This window comes from Enterococcus olivae (genome assembly GCF_053760925.1).
Window position 1 is genome coordinate 58,644 of record NZ_JBSMVT010000013.1, and the last position, 16,496, is coordinate 75,139.

Below are 16,496 nucleotides of genomic sequence, written 5' to 3' on the forward strand. Positions count from 1 at the left end.
TCCCTCCTATAAAATGCCGTAAGCAGTCATTTCACGTTTCAACAGTTCCACTGTTTTGTCTTCTGGTACACCTAAAGGTAGACGGTAGTTTTGTTCGCATTTGCCAAGTAAAGACACTGCCGTTTTAACTGGCACTGGATTTACTTCTGAGAAGATGGCATGAATCAGCGGCAATTGAGCCAACTGTTCATTTTTGGCAGCTTCAAAGTTTCCATCAAGGAAGTGGTGAGCCATTTCAGAGGTTTGTTTTGGTGCGATATTTGCGATCGTAGAAATAACACCTAATCCACCGACAGACATCAATGGCAGAACTTGATCATCATTTCCAGAGTACAAGGCAAAATTCTCATCTGCTAGTCGAGCAATCTCAGCGACCTGTGCGATGTCACCACTAGCTTCTTTGATTCCTTGGATATTTGGAATTTTTTTCAATTCTTTGACAAGATCTGGTGTCAGATTGAAACCAGTTCGAGAACCAACAGAATATAAAATCACGGGAATCTCGATTTCATTGCAGATAGCTTCGTAATGAGCGACCAAGCTTCTTTTAGTTGCTTTGTTATAGTAAGGAGTGACGATCAAAAGTGCATCTGCGCCAACACCTTCTGCTCTTTTAGATAATTCAATGCCATGTTTGGTATTGTTGGAACCTGTGCCGCCAATCACTGGGATACGTCCGTTGACTTGTTTAACTACTGCCTCGATCACTGCAATATGTTCGTCATCTTCCAAAGTAGACGCTTCTCCGGTTGTGCCGCAAGCAATAATAGCGTCTGTTCCTTGTTCTACATGCCATTCAGCCAGTTCTTTCAACTTATCAAAGTCCACCGAACCATCTGTATGCATTGGAGTAACAAGGGCAACGCCTGATCCTTTAAATATTGCCATTTTTTACACATCCTCTCAAAATTTTCGCTTTTATATATTTCTATTCATTTCATCTACAGAGAATGAAAAAAATCTGAAAAATAGAAGTTTTTAAACTATAGACTATTGAAATTATATACTATAATGTCAACGGATATCAACGGTTAAAATAATTGGAAAGATTTTCCTTAGAAATGAATGAGAAAAAGTAAGTTTTTTGTTAACAAAAAAATGCACAGGAAAGAATCCTGCACATCTTTCTTTGATTTATCCTCTTAAATCGTCTAGAAATTCTGTTTTGGACAGTGTTTTCTCGTCCTTCATCTTGATGACTTTGGCAGGTGAACCAGCAACAACTGCATTTGCTGGGACATCTTCGGTAACGATCGAGCCGGCAGCCACGACAGCACCTTCTCCGATCCGAACACCTTCCAACACAACTGCATTTGCTCCGACTAGCACATTGTCTTCAATGACCACGGGACTTGCTGAAGGTGGTTCTAAAACACCCGCCAAGACAGCTCCGGCACCAATATGGGCTTTTTTGCCGACGGTTGCACGAGCACCAAGGATCGCACCCATGTCGATCATTGTTTCTTCACCAACAACAGCTCCGATGTTGATGACAGCCCCCATCATGATGACAGCATTTTTTTGGATGATCGCTTGGTCACGAATGAAAGCGCCTGGCTCGATTCGTGCATCGATTTTTGTCATATCCAGCAATGGAACAGCTGAATTACGGCGGTCATTCTCTATATAGTAGTCTTCAATGTTAGCTTTGTTTACATCTAAGAATGTTTCGACATCAACTGCATCTCCGATGACGACGTTTCCGAAAATTTTTACATTATCGGCAGAAACAGCCGTCAGATCTCCTTTAACATATGCTTTGACGGTCGTTTTTTTCGTAGCGTTTTTAATATATTTCGCTAATTGATATGGATCTGAAAATTGTAAATCTGACATAAGCCACTCCTTTGTTTGTTTTTTCCATTTATCGAGTATAAAAAAGTGATAAATTGGAAGTTTTAAATACTAGCTTATTGAAATTATATACTATAATGTTAAAATATATCAATATTTAAGAATCTTTTTCACTAAAAAAGAACATTCAAATGAAAATTTATACTGAAAAGAGTGGTTTTATGTACATAACAGAAGGAATCCAAGCATTGTTACCAAATGTGACATCTTATCGACGAGAGCTTCATCAAATGCCAGAACTTGGCTTGGAAGAAATCCAAACAGCAGCTTATTTGAGAGAGAAGCTGCAATCCTTTGGTATCAATGAAATTTATCCAATGATCGAAACGGGAACAATCGCGGTTCTTCGCAGTGAAAAACCTGGGAAAACCATTGCTTTCAGAACGGATATCGATGCGTTGCCTGTAACCGAAGAAACGGGAGTGGCCTTTGCTTCTCCTATCAAAGGGAAAATGCATGCTTGTGGGCACGATGGGCACATGGCCACCATGCTCGGTTTTGCGGAGTATTTAAGTCAACATCCAGAAGTGATCCAAGGAACGATCGTCTTACTCTTCCAACCAGCAGAAGAAGGTCCTGGTGGTGCGCAACTGATGATCGATGCAGGATTGATCGAAAAATTCGGGATCGAAGAAATCGTGGGTCTGCATGTTTTTCCTGGACTTCCAGAAGGAACAATCGCTTGTCGCCCAGAGGCAATGATGGCTCGTAATGGAGAAATCCAGATCACTGTTAAAGGTACGAGTGCTCACGGTGCTCAGCCTCATCAGGGAGCAGATGCCATATTGGCAAGTGCAGCGATCATTCAAGGACTGCATAGCATTATTTCCAGAAATCTTGATCCTTTGTCCAGTGCTGTCTTGACCTTTGGAAAAATCACTGGTGGCGAAGCAATGAATATTATTCCGGGAAAAGTGCAAATCGAAGGAACGATGCGAGCCTTTGATGATCAGATTTATGATACAATGACAGAGCGAATCGATCTACTGGCTCGAGAGATTGCCAAAGGTTATGGCTGTCAGGCAGAGGTTTACTTCAATCATATGTATCGTGTGGTCGATAATGAACCGAAAATGGTGGAGGTCCTCCAACAAATCGCTGGAGCGTCCTATATTGAAACACCCCCATTGATGCTGGCTGAAGATTTTTCGATGTACCAGCAAGTCGTTCCAGGCTTGTTCTTCTTTGTAGGAACAGGAAATGAAAAAAAAGGTTATATCCATCCATTGCATAGTGGAAAGATGAATTTCGATGAAAAAAATTTATTGAACGGGATCGTCTGTTATGTCGAATTAATCGAATGGTTGAATAAAGGAGAAAATACATGATCAAAGAAATCAAAAACAATCGTCTTTACTGGGACGGCTGCGACACTGTAGCGTTAGCAGAGCAATACGGTACGCCACTGTATGTCTTGTCTGAAACAGCGGTCGTCAACGAATGTCAGACCCTGCAGAAAGACTTCATCCAAAAATACGACAATGTTCGGGTAGCTTATGCATCCAAGGCCTTCAATACACTGGCGATGCTGAAGCTTATTGAACGAGAAGGTCTTTGTCTGGATGTTGTCAGTGGTGGAGAACTTTATACCGCAATCAAAGCAAAATTTCCAGCAGAACACATTGAATTCAACGGCAACAACAAATCAATAGAGGAGTTGGAACTGGCGATCGACTACGGTGTGGGAAGAATCATCGTTGATGGGATCCAGGAGGTCCAGCTGATTCAGGCGCTCTGCCGTGAAAAGAACACAACGGCCAATATTCTTTTCCGAATCACACCAGAAGTCAATGTTTCAACACATGAATTTATCTCAACGGGTCAAAAAGACTCTAAATTTGGGATTCCTCTAGATGAAAACATTCTGTTTCCAGTGATCAAACAGGCGATTGATGCGCCAGAGATCAATTTTTACGGGATTCATTTTCATATTGGTAGTCAGCTTGCAGACAACAGCACGCATCTAGCAGCTGCCGAAGTAGCCTTGGATCTGGTATTAGAGATCAAAAAACGATTTGATTATCCAGTGAAAGAGCTGAATTATGGGGGCGGCTTTGGCGTAATCTATACACAAGAGGATACGCGCCAGCCTTACCATTATTTCTTAGATCCTTTGATGGCGCTAACTGAAGCCTTTTGTCAGAAGCATCAGTTGGAACGTCCAGCGATCGTGATCGAACCGGGAAGAAGTATCGTTGCGGAAGCAGGGATTAGTCTGCACACGATCGGTGCGATCAAAGAGCTACCGGGAATTCGAAAATATGCTTCAATCGATGGCGGGATGACGGACAATATTCGTCCGGGTCTTTATCAAGCAAACTACGAAGGTGTGATCGCCAATCGTGCCGAAGAACCTTTATCAGAAACAGTGACGATTTCTGGAAAAGCTTGCGAAAGTACCGATATTCTCGTCAAAGACATCCAGGTGCCAAAAATTGAAGCTGGTGATATTTTTGCCACCTTTGCCACTGGCGCCTATGGGTATTCGATGGCAAGTAATTACAACAAGCTGCAGATTCCAGCGGTTGTCTTGGTAAACAAAGGGCAATCGGAAGTCATTGTAGAGAGACAAAGCTATAATCAAATAATCCAAAATGAACGGATTCCAGATTCTTTGAAATGAGGTGAAGACAAGATGATTCCTTTTTATAAAATGCAGGGAACGGGCAATGATTTTATTGTCATCAATAACATGAAGTTGGGCTATTCAACAGTTGAATTGTCCAAACTAGCACAGCAAGTTTGTCGTCATCGAATTTCTGTAGGCAGTGATGCGGTCATGGCTGTGGATCACCCACAGCATGGGGGCGACTTCAGAATGAGGTTTTACAATGCAGACGGCAGTGAGGCTGAAATGTGCGGCAATGGTGCTCGTTGTATTGCTCGTTATGCTTATGAAAATCAATTGGCACCAGAGGAAATGACGATTGAAACGATTGCCGGCGATGTTCGAGCATGGCGCCTAGACGAACGAAAATACAAAGTTCAGTTGAATGATCCAGCCAATGTTCGCTTTGACTGTCCATTTCCTGATGAAAATGTGACCAGCGTTGATTATATCGAGTTAGGTGATCCGGGTATTCCCCACCTGGTCGTGCATTATCCAGGATTAGCTTTAATGGATTTGGCTGATTTACGAGAACTAGCCAAAAAACTACGCTTCTGGGAAGAATTGCCGAAAGGAGCCAATGTCAATTTTTATGAGATTGTTGACGAAAAGGTGCTTGTTCGAACTTTTGAACGCGGCGTGGAGGACTTTACGCTTGCCTGTGGTACTGGATCAGGCTCAACAGCCTATGCGTTGGTCAAAAAGCACTTGGTTCCAGCAAATCGAGTACTGCTACATGTGCTGGGCGGTATTTTAGAGGTGGAGGTAGCTGAACAAGGCTTGTATTTGATTGGGGACACCAATATCATTATTGACGGTGTCATTCGCGACGAGGATCTTGTGTTAGCTGCTGAATAAAAAAATCCTCACAAAACAGAAAATGATTCAAAATAACGGTATAATAGAGGGAAGGGAGACTTTCCCTCTATTTTTACGGAAGAACAAGGAGGAAAACAATGAGTGAGACACCAAAATGTCCAGAATGTCAGTCGATCTATGCTTACGAAGATCGCGGTTTATACAATTGTCCAGAATGCGGTCATGAGTGGGATCTGACAGAAGAAGCGACGGGGCTTGTCGTCCATGATGCCAATGGCAATCTTTTGAATGATGGCGATGCCGTGACAGTAATCAAAGATTTAAAGGTCAAGGGAGCTTCCGCACCATTGAAACAGGGAACCAAAGTAAAAACGATCCGTTTAGTGGAAGGCGACCACAACATCGATTGCAAGATCGACGGTTTTGGTCCAATGAAATTAAAATCAGAATTCGTAAAAAAACTTTAAGCCTGTGTTTTTTCAGATTCTCTTCATGAAAAATTCAAGATAACTTGGTATATTTAAAAAAAGACTAGCAGTAAATGCTTGTATAAAACAAGGAGGAGATACGATGTTTGGCTATGGTTTATTTTATGATTCCACGTTTATTTTAGTCATTCTTGGAATGATTATTTCGATGGCTGCATCGGCTTACGTCAACAATACCTTTCAAAAGTTTGATAAAGTCAGAAGCCGTAACAATGTAACAGGTACACAAGCCGCACAGTATATTTTACAGAATCAAGGAATCAACGGTGTGGGTGTTCAGGGGATTTCAGGAAACCTGACAGACAATTACAATTCAGGAACAAAAATGTTGAGTTTGTCTCAGACGACCGCTCAATCCACTTCGGTGGCAGCCATCGGTGTGGCCGCCCATGAGTGTGGACATGCTGTTCAGGATGCGGAAGGCTACTTCCCATTGCGTCTGCGTGCAGCGATCGTCCCTGTGGCCAATATTGGTTCAAGTCTTTCGATTCCATTGATCTTGATCGGTGTCTTGCTTCGTGGTCCTTTTCTGGTAAATTTGGGACTAATTGCTTTTTCAATGGCATTGGTATTTCAGTTGATTACTTTACCAGTTGAGTTCGATGCTTCTCGCAAGGCGTTGAGAATCTTGAGTGACGGAGGTCTTTTGACGGAAGAGGAAGTACCGATGGCTCGTAAAGTATTGACAGCAGCAGCACTGACTTATGTGGCTGCCGCGATCAGCACCTTCCTACAGTTACTTCGACTGGTTCTTTTATTTGGAGGCAATAACCGTAGAAACTAAAGAATACTAACTATCCGGACGATCGTTTGATATGTCTCTGACTGACGCAACTTTGCGTCAGGGTTCAATTGAACCAAAAGAGCGAGCTTGCTGTCGTTCGGATAGTTTACTTTTTGAATTTGATTATAGTCGGGAGAAAGAAGATGAGTGAGAAAAAGTCGTTGCAGGAATTGTTTATTCGTTCGGTCTTTGCCTTGATAGGCACTGTGATACTGGCGTTAGGAATATCGATTTTACAAGTGGGGAATGTTGGACTGGATCCATTTACTAGTGCCAACGTAGCAATTGGTCAAATACTAGGATTATCCTTAGGAGTCTATCAGTTGATCATGAACGTGATTATTTTGGTCATGATTTTTTTCTTTGGAAGAAAATATATTGGGATCGGCACGATCATCAATTTAATTCTGACAGGTTTTTTTATCGATCTGTTTAGTGCAGGCTTTGCTTGGATGGGCTTCGAGCAGACGACCGTTTTGGACCAGCTGTTGAGCTTAGTGCTAGGATTGTTGGTCTTTAGTTTTGGCGCCTCTTTTTATATGTCTGCGGAAGTTGGCACGGCGCCTTACGATGCAATCTCGCCGACGATCGTGGATAAAACGAAGCTGGGTTATCGAACAGTCCGGATTATACAGGATCTCCTATTTGCTTCGGCAGGTTTTCTTTTTAAAGGACCGATCGGTATAGGAACTTTTGTGACGGCTTTTTTAATGGGTCCCTTTATCAAATTTTGGGATCAAAAAGTTTCGTTGCCCTTGATCAATAAAAGTGTGAAAAAATGGTTGCGAGAATGATATCGAACAAACCCTTCTCGTTATTGAAAGCGATATGAATCCGATGAAACCTATCAGAATTCTTGTTTTTCTATTTCATCTCATGTTATTATAGATTTAAGGAAAAGAGAAGGGGATGTCCAAATATGAAAACATCAACAAAAGTAACGATCGGATTAAGTATTGCGGCAATCGCTGGAATCGCAACAGCAGCAGTTGTCTCAGAAAAAGTAGTTAAAAAAATAACGTCTATGTCTAATCGCCGCAAAGTAAAACGTTTTGTCGATGATAAATTCAACGGAAATGAAACGTTACTTGGTTTCGTAGACAATTTGGAAGACAAAGACATTGATTCGTTTATGAGTGTTGCGAAAAAAGTCAATGACGGTCGCGATCAAATCGCTGAATATGGCAACAACGTCAAAGATGCAACTTGCAATGTCAAAGATAAAATCGTGAATTTTGTTGACAGCAAATTTTAATTGACCCTTCACACCGGATGGTCTACATTCAATAAAAAGATGGAAGTATCTGATGAAAGCACTGTTTAAAAACAGACTTCATCAGGTACTTTCTTTTGTTTTGAAGCGGAGTGTAAGAAAGCGATGAACAGAATACCTACACTAGTAGTTTTCATTTTAGCGAGAACATGATAAAGTGAATTGAGGTGAAGCGGGTGAAAGAAAGTACACTGACACAGGAAGAAAAAGAATATTTTATGCGCGAAGCTATTGCGGAAGCGAAAAAAGCGGAAGCAATTCGGGAAGTTCCAATCGGAGCAGTCGTGGTTTTGAACAAGCAAGTCATCGGTCGAGGTCATAACTTGCGGGAAACAACTCAAAATGCAACAGCTCATGCAGAGATGATTGCCATTCAGGAGGCCTGTGAACAAGTGGGTAGCTGGCGATTGGAGAAAGCCCAACTCTTTGTTACATTGGAACCTTGCCCAATGTGCAGTGGAGCCTCGATGCTGTCTCGGATAGAAGAAGTTTACTTTGGGGCCTATGATCCCAAAGGTGGCACGGCTGGAAGCTTACTGAATCTATTGGAAGACGAGCGCTTCAATCACTGGAGTTATGTTGAAGCAGGGATTTTACAAGAAGAGTGTGGACAGCTTTTAACTGCCTTTTTTCGAGAATTACGTCGTATTAAAAAACAAAAAAGAAAAAAAGACTAGTCAAATAGTTTAAAGTACGTTATACTATTTTCTGGGCAATGGGAATGTTGTGAAGCGTGTCAGATCTGGAAGGAAGCAGCACTAAGCAGCGATTCTCATGTGCCTGTACATAGAACAAAAGCGACAGACGCAAAATTGTGTCTGTCGCTTTTTCGTTTGGGAAGTACATGTTTGTCCATGAAGTCAAAAAGATTTATTTTTAGAAATCCCAAAGATTTGATACACTAGACATAAGAAATCTTTTGGATGGAAAAGAAGGGAAAAGCATGGAAAAAATTCGGATTTTACACACCAATGATCTGCATTCACATTTTGAAAATTGGCCCAAGATTCGTCGTTTTCTTCAGGAACAGCAACAGTCGCTGGAAGAGGAACAAGTCCTGACGGTCGATCTGGGTGATTTTGCAGACCGTTGGCATCCGCTGACGGAAGCAAGTGACGGACAAGCGAATGTTGAGTTGATGAATCAGATCCATTATGATGTTGTAACGATCGGGAACAATGAAGGCATCGGCAATGCTAAACAAGTCTTGAACCACCTGTACGATCATGCCAATTTTGATATTGTCTTGGACAATCTTTACGATAGGCAGACATTAAAGCTTCCAGAATGGGCGCAGATTTCCAAAATCATTGAAACTGAACAAGGGACTAAAATCGGTTTTTTGGCAATGACCGCTCCCTTTCCATTGACCTACGCACCGAATGGCTGGGATGTTCGCCAGTGGACAGAATTGCTACCTGAGCTAGTACATCAGTTACGAGAGCAAGTCGATGTCTTGGTTTTTCTCAGTCATTTAGGAATCACAGAAGACCATTTGATCGCTGAGGAATTGCCGCAGATCGACGTGATTTTAGGATCCCATACGCATCACCATTTTCCCAATGGCAAACTAGTGAATGGCGTACAGCTTGCTGCAGCCGGCAGATATGGGAAGTACGTGGGAGAGGTGACTCTTCTTCTGGATGATAGCCATCAGCTGTTGAAAACGACTGCTCAGACCTTTGCGACAGAAGTCATGCCCGAGCAGCCAGAAGACAATCAGGAAATTTTTCAATACATGGAGACGGGTCATCGTCTGTTGCAGGAGAAAAAAGTAGCCTGGCTACCACATGATCTTACGTTAAATAATTTTGATGAAGAATCCTTGGTTCTGGAAACATTGGAGGCGGTTCGCCAAAGAGGTGGCACAGAAGTTGCCTTGTTGAATACCGGATTGTTTTTAGGAGAACTACCTAAAGGTCTGATCAATCAAGATCAGCTGCATACCCTGCTGCCCCATCCGATGCGTTTGATTCGCGTATCAATGCGAGGACAAGACATTGTTCGCATGGTACTAGAAATCGAAAAAAATCGTTTGTTTTTAAGGAACTATACGATTGTTGGTATGGGATTCAGAGGCAAGATCTTCGGGGAAGTCATTTATGACGGATTGACCTATGATGCAACCAACCATGTCGTTTTTTGGCAAGGAAAAATGATAGAATCTGACAAAGAGTACAGCTTTACGACAGTCGATCATTTAATGTTCTTTCCTTTTATTCCGAGCATTGAGATCGCCGGTCAATATGAATTTTTGTTTCCAGAATTTATCCGGACTGTTTTAGCGAAGCATTTAATGGAGAAATATCCTTTGTCGGCATTAGAATAAGGGTATTCATCAAAGAAAAAAGAAGGTATAATAAATCTCAGGTGGTGAAAAAATGGCCAAGAAGCAAGGGAATCTAACAGATGAAGTAACTGCGGTTTTAGAAGAAATCGTTGAAGATAAAGAAAAAAAAGAAGTAAAAGGTGAAGTTGTCGTTTCGGTCAGTGACACGGAATTTTTGATCGGCAATCGCCAATACAAATTACTAACGAATTATCGCGAAGGTTTTGATCCACAGCGTTTAGGCGAGCGCTACAGTGAAGTCCTGGCTCGCTATGATTATATCGTTGGCGATTGGGGTTATGAGCAACTACGTTTGAAGGGCTTTTTTGAAAGTTCTAACCGTAAAGCGATGCCTGATCAGCGGATCGATATGCTGGAGGATTATCTGTACGAATACTGTAATTTTGGTTGTGCGTATTTTGTGATTCAGCGAATCGGTGGCAAACGAGACAAAACCAATAACCGACGACGCAAAAAACGACAAAATCCTTCGCAGGCGCATGTCTCAGAGAAGAAAGAAAATCTTTCTGAGCGCAACAAAAAGAAGCCAGTGATCAAAAACAAGCAACCGAAAGAAAAGGCACCTAAGAAAACGATAGTCAAAGAAACAAAAAAAGGATTTACGATTCGAAAGAGAGAAGATTAGATGACATATAAAGGATACTTGATTGATTTAGATGGAACGATCTATTTAGGAAAAGAACCTATTCCAGCAGGAAAGCGATTTGTCGAAGAGCTTCAAAAAAGAGACTTACCTTTTTTGTTTGTGACCAACAATACGACGAAAAGCCCTGCAACAGTCGCTCAACGATTAGCCGATGAATTTGATATTCATGTAGCAGAGGAAACGATTTATACGGCGAGTTTGGCGACCATCGATTTTATGAAGGATGATAACAAAGGCAACAAGGTCTATGTGATCGGTGAAGCCGGTTTAATCGATTTGATTCTGGATGCAGGTTTTGAATGGGAAGAAGAACAGCCTGATTATGTTGTGGTTGGTCTGGACTCACAGGTGACTTATGAAAAATTCAGTATAGCTACCTTGGCGATCCAAAAAGGAGCGACCTTTATCGGTACCAATCCGGATAAAAATATCCCAACAGAACGTGGTCTGCTTCCAGGAGCGGGTTCGTTGATCAGTTTTCTGGAAACATCTACGAAAACACAACCTGTTTTTATCGGCAAACCTGAAGCAACGATCATGGAAAAATCGCTTCAACGTATCGGTTTGAAAAAAGAAGAGGTCTTGATGGTTGGCGATAATTATGAGACAGACATCCGTTCAGGGATCAACAATCAAATCGACAGTTTGTTGGTACTTTCAGGCTTTACCCCTAAAGCAGCGGTACCGACATTGCCAGCAGCACCGACCTATGTCGTTGACAGCTTAGACGAATGGGATTTTGACCAATGAAAGTAAAAGGACAATGGTTAGAACGCTTGGGAATGCTGAGCTTATTTTTGACGATCATTAGTTTGGCGATTGCTGTGACAATCAACTTTCGTCCCTTGTATGCTTGGGACATTGATTTTCTCGGTATTTTGAACTATACGTCATTATCAAAAGAAGAACTGCTGAAAAATTACGAGCTGTTATTAGGTTTTTTGAATAATCCGTGGAATCAAACATTGGCACTTCCAGACTTTCCGATGTCAGAAGCAGGTGCCGGTCATTTCTATGATGTGAAAAAATTATTTCTGTTGAATTATAGTATTTTGGCAGTGACAGTTATCCCAAGTGGTCTCTTTTTATATTATTGTCAAAAGAACCAGCGCTTTTGGCGCTTGATTCGTCCGGCTCAGTGGGCAATGGCTGTACCAGTCTTGTTTGGGGGACTGATGGTGATCGGTTTCGATACCTTTTTTGTGAAATTTCATGAATTATTTTTCAATAATGATGACTGGTTGTTTAATCCAGTGACCGATCCAATCATTAATGTCTTGCCAGAACAATTTTTCATGCATTGCTTTATTTTCTTCTTTGTTTTGATCGAGGGTTTGTTTTTACTGATGTTATTGAGAGGGAAACGAAAATTGAAAAGAAGTTCGACAAAATAACGTCGAACTTCTTTTTTTATTGCGTGATTTCGTGAGCTCTGTCTGGATACTGATGTGCCAGGCGACTTGCCGCTGAAGCAGCGATCGCTCCTACGATGTCATCAAGAAAGGTGTGTACACGAGGACCATCGTGATCATTTAGTTTTTCTAAGATGCCGGGTTTAACTTTATCGATATAGCCATAATTAGTAAAACCAATCGAGCCGTACACGTTGACGATCGACAATGCTAGGACCTCATCAATCCCATAAAGCCCTTCGTCTTCCGCAACGATTTCTTGCAGGGGCTGAAGTAGCTTGTCTTCTTCTGCCAGAATATCCAACTGGATACCTGTCAGAATCGCATTGTGTACCTCCCGCTTTGTCAAAACAGAATCAACGCTATCCACACACTCTTCCAAAGTCAGATCTGGAAGATACTGTTTTTGCAGATACATGACCAGATCTGCGATGTCGACAATGGAAACACCGCGCTCACCTAATAAACCACGTGCTTTTTCTTCTAATGTCTTGGTTTCTAATACCATAGAATCCCTCCTTGTTTGATGCTCAGATTTTCGATTATTCTCTTCTTTCATGTTATACTATTGGCTGGATGGAATCAATGAAAAGGAATGCGGTGAAGGAAATGTTTCCTCTGGTAGAATTTTGCGAAACAAATTTAGCAGAAGGCAGTCAAATGGTGCTTGATGCACTGGAAGCGACTGGCGAAGCGGATGTTCTGACTTATTCTTGTCTAAGTGAGTGTACCTTGTGTGCACAAAGGCCGTTTTGTTTTTTTGAAGGAGAACGTTTAGCAGCACCGACTCCGGCACAATTGCTGCAGCTCGTTCAACAAAAACTTGCAGAATGGCAAGCAGATTACTTATAGAAAATGCCCGGAAACCTTTATCCTGAAGGTTCCCGGGCATTGTTTTTAGATTATTGGTAAAGGCTAGTGCTGTGAGCAGGCTGTGTGCGGTTTTTAGGATCAATATAATGCAAGGCATTATTGACAGCTGTCGGTGCTTCACCAAAACCAGTGGCGATCAGTTTTACTTTCCCATCGTACAAGGTGATATCTCCACAAGCATAAACGCCATCCATTGAGCTACGCATGTCTGAACGAACAGGGATCCCTTGGCGAGTACTTGTCAGTCCCCAGTCTTTCAGATTTAATGAAGAAGAAAAGCCATAGTTGACGATCAAATAGTCAACCGACATCCGTACGGTATCTTCACTTTTTGGCGCCTGCAGATGGATTTCTTCCAGCATACGGTCTCCTGTTACCTCTTTGATGATGTAAGGTGTCATAATATTGACAGAAGATTTTTGTAGCAGCTCCACGCTATGCTCATGGGCACGAAACTCTGGGCGACGATGGATAAGCGAGACTTCTGCAGCAATCGGTTCAAGCATTAACGCCCAATCGATCGCTGAATCACCACCACCGGCGATCGCTACTTTTTTGCCAGCGTATTTCATCAAATCAGGGACATAATAGTCGATACCGTAATTTTCAAAGTTCTCAGCATTGGGAACAGTCAGCTTTCTTGGTTGGAAAGAGCCATTTCCTAGGGCTAAGATAACGGCGCGTGAATAATGGGTACGCTTGTTAGTGGTCAATTCAATGATCCCATCTTCGAGACGTTCGATTTTGAGTACTTGTTCTTCCAAACGGTAGCGATGGTTGAAGGTCCTCAGCTGATTCTCTAGTTTTTGTACGAGATCGCCAGCTTTGATCTTAGGATAACCGGGAATATCATAAATATATTTTTCCGGATACAGGGTGGACAGCTGCCCCCCCAGTTGCGGCAAGGTATCAATAATTTTGGTTTTGGCATTGCGCATGCCAGCATAAAAAGCTGCAAACATACCGGCTGGACCAGCACCAACGATCGTAATATCATAAATGTTCATAGTCTGATCTCCTTTTCAAAATGAACTGTGTTTTATACACTACTTGCATTATAACAAAGAATATTCCACGTGGCATTTTTATTTTTTTCTGCTATGATTAGACTATCAACTATAAGGAGGAGATTTTTTTGTCTCAATTTCCACAATTAGATTTAGAAAATCAAGCAGGTGTCAAAGCACTTGTCAAAACGAACCGCGGAGATATCAACATTCAATTATTTCCTGAACAAGCACCACGAACGGTTGAAAACTTTGTTCAACTAGCGAAGAAGGGCTACTATGATGGTATCATTTTTCACCGTGTCATCCCGGATTTCATGATCCAAGGTGGTGACCCAACAGGTACTGGTATGGGTGGCGAAAGTATTTACGGTGAAAAATTTGAAGATGAATTTTCACGTGAGCTGTTCAATTTGCGTGGCGCTTTGTCAATGGCAAATGCAGGACCAAACACCAATGGTAGTCAATTCTTTATTGTCAACAATCAAAACGTACCAGCCAATATGATTGGTCAAATGGAGAGTGCTGGTTATCCAGAGGAAGTCGTTGAAGTATACAAAAACGGCGGTACTCCTTGGCTTGATTTCCGTCATACCGTATTTGGTCAAGTGGTCGACGGTATGGATGTTGTTGATGAAATTGGCAATGTTCAACGAGGACCACAAGATCGTCCAGTACATGATGTTGTGATCGAAGCAATTGAAATTTCTGAATAAATTCGTATTCCTCGAAAGCAGAAGTGCAAACTTCTGCTTTTTTTAACGGGTTCTTTCTATAATAATAGAAGGAGAAGGAATATCCACTTCATTTTTTTCATACTTACTAGTATAATAGAGGGTGCAAAGAGAGGGAAAAGTATGACATATAAAATTGGAGAAATATTGGAGGGGAAGGTTACTGGGATTCAACCATACGGAGCGTTTGTTTCATTAGATGAAGAAACACAAGGGTTGATCCATGTTTCAGAGATTCAGTCAGGATTCACGAAAAATATCCATGACGCATTGCAGGTAGGCGATAGTGCCAAGGTGCAGATTATTGATATTGACGAGTATACCCAAAAAATCAGCTTGTCACGCCGAACACTAGAAGCTAAATTTGTTCATACCGGTCATCGAAAGAAACGCTATTTTACGAATAAAAATAAGCGAATCGGTTTTCGAACGATCGAAGAACAGTTGCCGATATGGATAGATGAAGCCTTAGATATGCTTTCATAAGATCTTTGAGATAGAAAAGAAACTGGAACTTTTAAGAAATGTGCTACGATAAATGGAAATCGAAAGACAATTGAGGTGAGTGTATTGAAAAACAAGAAAGTTGCTGGAACAGTAATGTTGCATTTAGAAGATGGTTCAAAGAGATTTTTGATGCATGCAGCAGGAGACAAGCTAGAATTAGCTTCTACAGATTTCTCTGAAGAACAAACAGGCTTGGCAAACATTTTGCAATTATTAAAGGAATCTGTACACCTTGATATCACTAATGTTAATTTAGTAGAATTGACAAATGGCTATGCTGATAATATGAGTATGCCTTTGTTTGTTTTTGAGACAAAAGAAAAAGAGCAGTCGAACACTTTATCCGAGGAATATACGTGGACAGAGGCTAAAGTATTTCGCCAAGTCATTCAAGATTATGAGATTGAGGGTATGCCTTTTTTCTGAAATAGTCTGTTAATTATCCAAATAGCCGGTCTCCGGCTTTTTTTTTATACGATTTTTTTCGAATTGTTGGATGAGAATGTTTGGTATTTATTCGAAAAAAACGAATGATTACTTATCTAAATCCGTATCTTTTTGGAAAGGACGAACATAAGAGGAAAAGGAGCTTTTTTTGACGGAAAAAGGCTGTTTTTTATTGTTGACGGATCCGAGAATACATGGTAAATTATTCAACGTTGGTTCTGAACCAACACGTCGAAAATTTCTTTAAAAAAAGTAGTTGACGACATTCGAAACAAATGATATTATAACAAAGTCGCTAAATTACCGATTGGATCTTTTCGCTGATCTAACAGCAAAAACATTTCAAAAAAGTAGTTGACAGATAACAAGTCATTTGTTAAGATGATCAAGTCGCTGAAAACAGCACATCAGGAAGTTGAAATGTTTCTGAAAAAAACTTTTATAAAGTGGTTGACATTCATTGTTTGACCTGATATGATATAAAAGTTGCTAACACAGCACAATGTAGACCTTTGAAAACTGAACAAAGCAAGCAAACGAACCAATGTGTAGGACGCTTCTATTAGTTAGAAGCAAACACAACAAAGCAAGCAGTAATGCTAGCAAACGTTATTTTTATGAGCTTAACGGTCGCAAGATCGTTTCAACTTTTTATTATGAGAGTTTGATCCTGGCTCAGGACGAACGCTGGCGG

Annotated in this window: 20 protein-coding genes and 1 other RNA gene; 17 read left to right on the forward strand and 4 right to left on the reverse strand. The window is 41.2% G+C overall.

What is annotated here, in order from left to right; translation table 11 throughout:
- Positions 1–6: 6 nt before the first annotated feature.
- Together dapA and dapD are read right to left on the reverse strand one after the other, a co-directional pair.
- Complete coding sequence (dapA, locus tag ACWODM_RS09655; RefSeq protein WP_455321176.1) at positions 7–888, reverse strand: 4-hydroxy-tetrahydrodipicolinate synthase; 882 nt, start codon at positions 886–888, stop codon at positions 7–9.
- Positions 889–1,134: 246 nt separating this feature from the next.
- Entirely contained in the window at positions 1,135–1,836 is a 702-nt protein-coding gene (gene dapD / locus ACWODM_RS09660) for a 2,3,4,5-tetrahydropyridine-2,6-dicarboxylate N-acetyltransferase (protein WP_455321177.1), read from the reverse strand.
- A 179-nt stretch (positions 1,837–2,015) separates the two neighbouring features.
- Between dapD and ACWODM_RS09665 the strand changes: the two genes are divergently transcribed.
- From ACWODM_RS09665 to ACWODM_RS09725, 13 genes are all read left to right on the forward strand, one after another.
- Positions 2,016–3,182, forward strand: coding sequence for a M20 metallopeptidase family protein (locus tag ACWODM_RS09665; RefSeq protein ID WP_455321178.1), 1,167 nt, complete (start codon positions 2,016–2,018; stop codon positions 3,180–3,182).
- Complete coding sequence (lysA, locus tag ACWODM_RS09670; protein ID WP_455321179.1) at positions 3,179–4,477, forward strand: diaminopimelate decarboxylase; 1,299 nt, start codon at positions 3,179–3,181, stop codon at positions 4,475–4,477. Before ACWODM_RS09665 ends, lysA begins: the two co-directional genes overlap by 4 nt.
- A 12-nt stretch (positions 4,478–4,489) precedes the next feature.
- Complete coding sequence (gene dapF, locus ACWODM_RS09675) at positions 4,490–5,320, forward strand: diaminopimelate epimerase (RefSeq protein WP_455321180.1); 831 nt, start codon at positions 4,490–4,492, stop codon at positions 5,318–5,320.
- A gap of 98 nt (positions 5,321–5,418) precedes the next feature.
- A complete protein-coding gene (locus ACWODM_RS09680) occupies positions 5,419–5,748 on the forward strand; it encodes a zinc ribbon domain-containing protein YjdM (RefSeq protein WP_455321181.1) in 330 nt (109 codons plus the stop codon).
- Between the two features lie 103 nt (positions 5,749–5,851).
- Complete coding sequence (locus ACWODM_RS09685; protein ID WP_455321182.1) at positions 5,852–6,553, forward strand: zinc metallopeptidase; 702 nt, start codon at positions 5,852–5,854, stop codon at positions 6,551–6,553.
- 143 nt (positions 6,554–6,696) lie between these two features.
- Entirely contained in the window at positions 6,697–7,347 is a 651-nt protein-coding gene (locus ACWODM_RS09690) for a YczE/YyaS/YitT family protein (protein WP_455321183.1), read from the forward strand.
- A gap of 125 nt (positions 7,348–7,472) precedes the next feature.
- Positions 7,473–7,808 carry a hypothetical protein gene (locus ACWODM_RS09695; RefSeq protein ID WP_455321184.1) on the forward strand — a complete coding sequence of 112 codons (336 nt, stop codon included), beginning with the start codon at positions 7,473–7,475 and terminating at the stop codon, positions 7,806–7,808.
- A 194-nt stretch (positions 7,809–8,002) separates the two neighbouring features.
- Positions 8,003–8,503, forward strand: coding sequence for a tRNA adenosine(34) deaminase TadA (gene tadA / locus ACWODM_RS09700; protein ID WP_455321185.1), 501 nt, complete (start codon positions 8,003–8,005; stop codon positions 8,501–8,503).
- Between the two features lie 27 nt (positions 8,504–8,530).
- Positions 8,531–8,617: signal recognition particle sRNA small type (gene ffs / locus ACWODM_RS09705), an RNA gene on the forward strand.
- A 152-nt stretch (positions 8,618–8,769) separates the two neighbouring features.
- Positions 8,770–10,155: a bifunctional metallophosphatase/5'-nucleotidase gene (locus ACWODM_RS09710; protein ID WP_455321186.1), complete on the forward strand. Its 1,386-nt coding sequence runs from the start codon at positions 8,770–8,772 to the stop codon at positions 10,153–10,155.
- Positions 10,156–10,207: 52 nt separating this feature from the next.
- Positions 10,208–10,801, forward strand: coding sequence for a YutD family protein (locus tag ACWODM_RS09715; RefSeq protein WP_455321187.1), 594 nt, complete (start codon positions 10,208–10,210; stop codon positions 10,799–10,801).
- The gene (locus ACWODM_RS09720; RefSeq protein ID WP_455321188.1) at positions 10,802–11,572 is read left to right on the forward strand and encodes a TIGR01457 family HAD-type hydrolase; all 771 of its coding nucleotides are present in this window, start codon (positions 10,802–10,804) and stop codon (positions 11,570–11,572) included. It begins immediately after the preceding gene.
- Positions 11,569–12,216, forward strand: coding sequence for a TIGR01906 family membrane protein (locus ACWODM_RS09725; protein ID WP_455321189.1), 648 nt, complete (start codon positions 11,569–11,571; stop codon positions 12,214–12,216). The genes ACWODM_RS09720 and ACWODM_RS09725 overlap by 4 nt, the downstream gene beginning before the upstream one ends.
- 16 nt (positions 12,217–12,232) lie before the next feature.
- Here the strand turns inward: ACWODM_RS09725 and ACWODM_RS09730 are convergent, their stop codons facing one another.
- Positions 12,233–12,742, reverse strand: coding sequence for a phosphatidylglycerophosphatase A family protein (locus ACWODM_RS09730; protein WP_455321190.1), 510 nt, complete (start codon positions 12,740–12,742; stop codon positions 12,233–12,235).
- Positions 12,743–12,819: 77 nt separating this feature from the next.
- On the opposite strand from ACWODM_RS09730, the gene ACWODM_RS09735 reads away from it, so the two are divergent.
- Positions 12,820–13,086 carry a DUF1450 domain-containing protein gene (locus ACWODM_RS09735; protein WP_455321191.1) on the forward strand — a complete coding sequence of 89 codons (267 nt, stop codon included), beginning with the start codon at positions 12,820–12,822 and terminating at the stop codon, positions 13,084–13,086.
- 50 nt (positions 13,087–13,136) lie between these two features.
- Here ACWODM_RS09735 and ACWODM_RS09740 read toward each other — a convergent pair whose 3' ends face one another.
- Positions 13,137–14,114 carry an NAD(P)/FAD-dependent oxidoreductase gene (locus ACWODM_RS09740; protein WP_455321192.1) on the reverse strand — a complete coding sequence of 326 codons (978 nt, stop codon included), beginning with the start codon at positions 14,112–14,114 and terminating at the stop codon, positions 13,137–13,139.
- A 128-nt stretch (positions 14,115–14,242) separates the two neighbouring features.
- Here ACWODM_RS09740 and ACWODM_RS09745 point away from each other — a divergent pair, with 128 nt between their 5' ends.
- The 3 genes from ACWODM_RS09745 to ACWODM_RS09755 all read left to right on the forward strand — a co-directional run bounded on the left by ACWODM_RS09745 (position 14,243) and on the right by ACWODM_RS09755 (position 15,781).
- Positions 14,243–14,830: a peptidylprolyl isomerase gene (locus tag ACWODM_RS09745; protein WP_455321193.1), complete on the forward strand. Its 588-nt coding sequence runs from the start codon at positions 14,243–14,245 to the stop codon at positions 14,828–14,830.
- Positions 14,831–14,971: 141 nt separating this feature from the next.
- Positions 14,972–15,334, forward strand: a complete 363-nt coding sequence (locus ACWODM_RS09750; protein WP_455321194.1) for a CvfD/Ygs/GSP13 family RNA-binding post-transcriptional regulator — start codon at positions 14,972–14,974, stop codon at positions 15,332–15,334.
- 84 nt (positions 15,335–15,418) lie between these two features.
- Positions 15,419–15,781 carry a hypothetical protein gene (locus ACWODM_RS09755; RefSeq protein ID WP_455321195.1) on the forward strand — a complete coding sequence of 121 codons (363 nt, stop codon included), beginning with the start codon at positions 15,419–15,421 and terminating at the stop codon, positions 15,779–15,781.
- Positions 15,782–16,496: the final 715 nt, after the last annotated feature.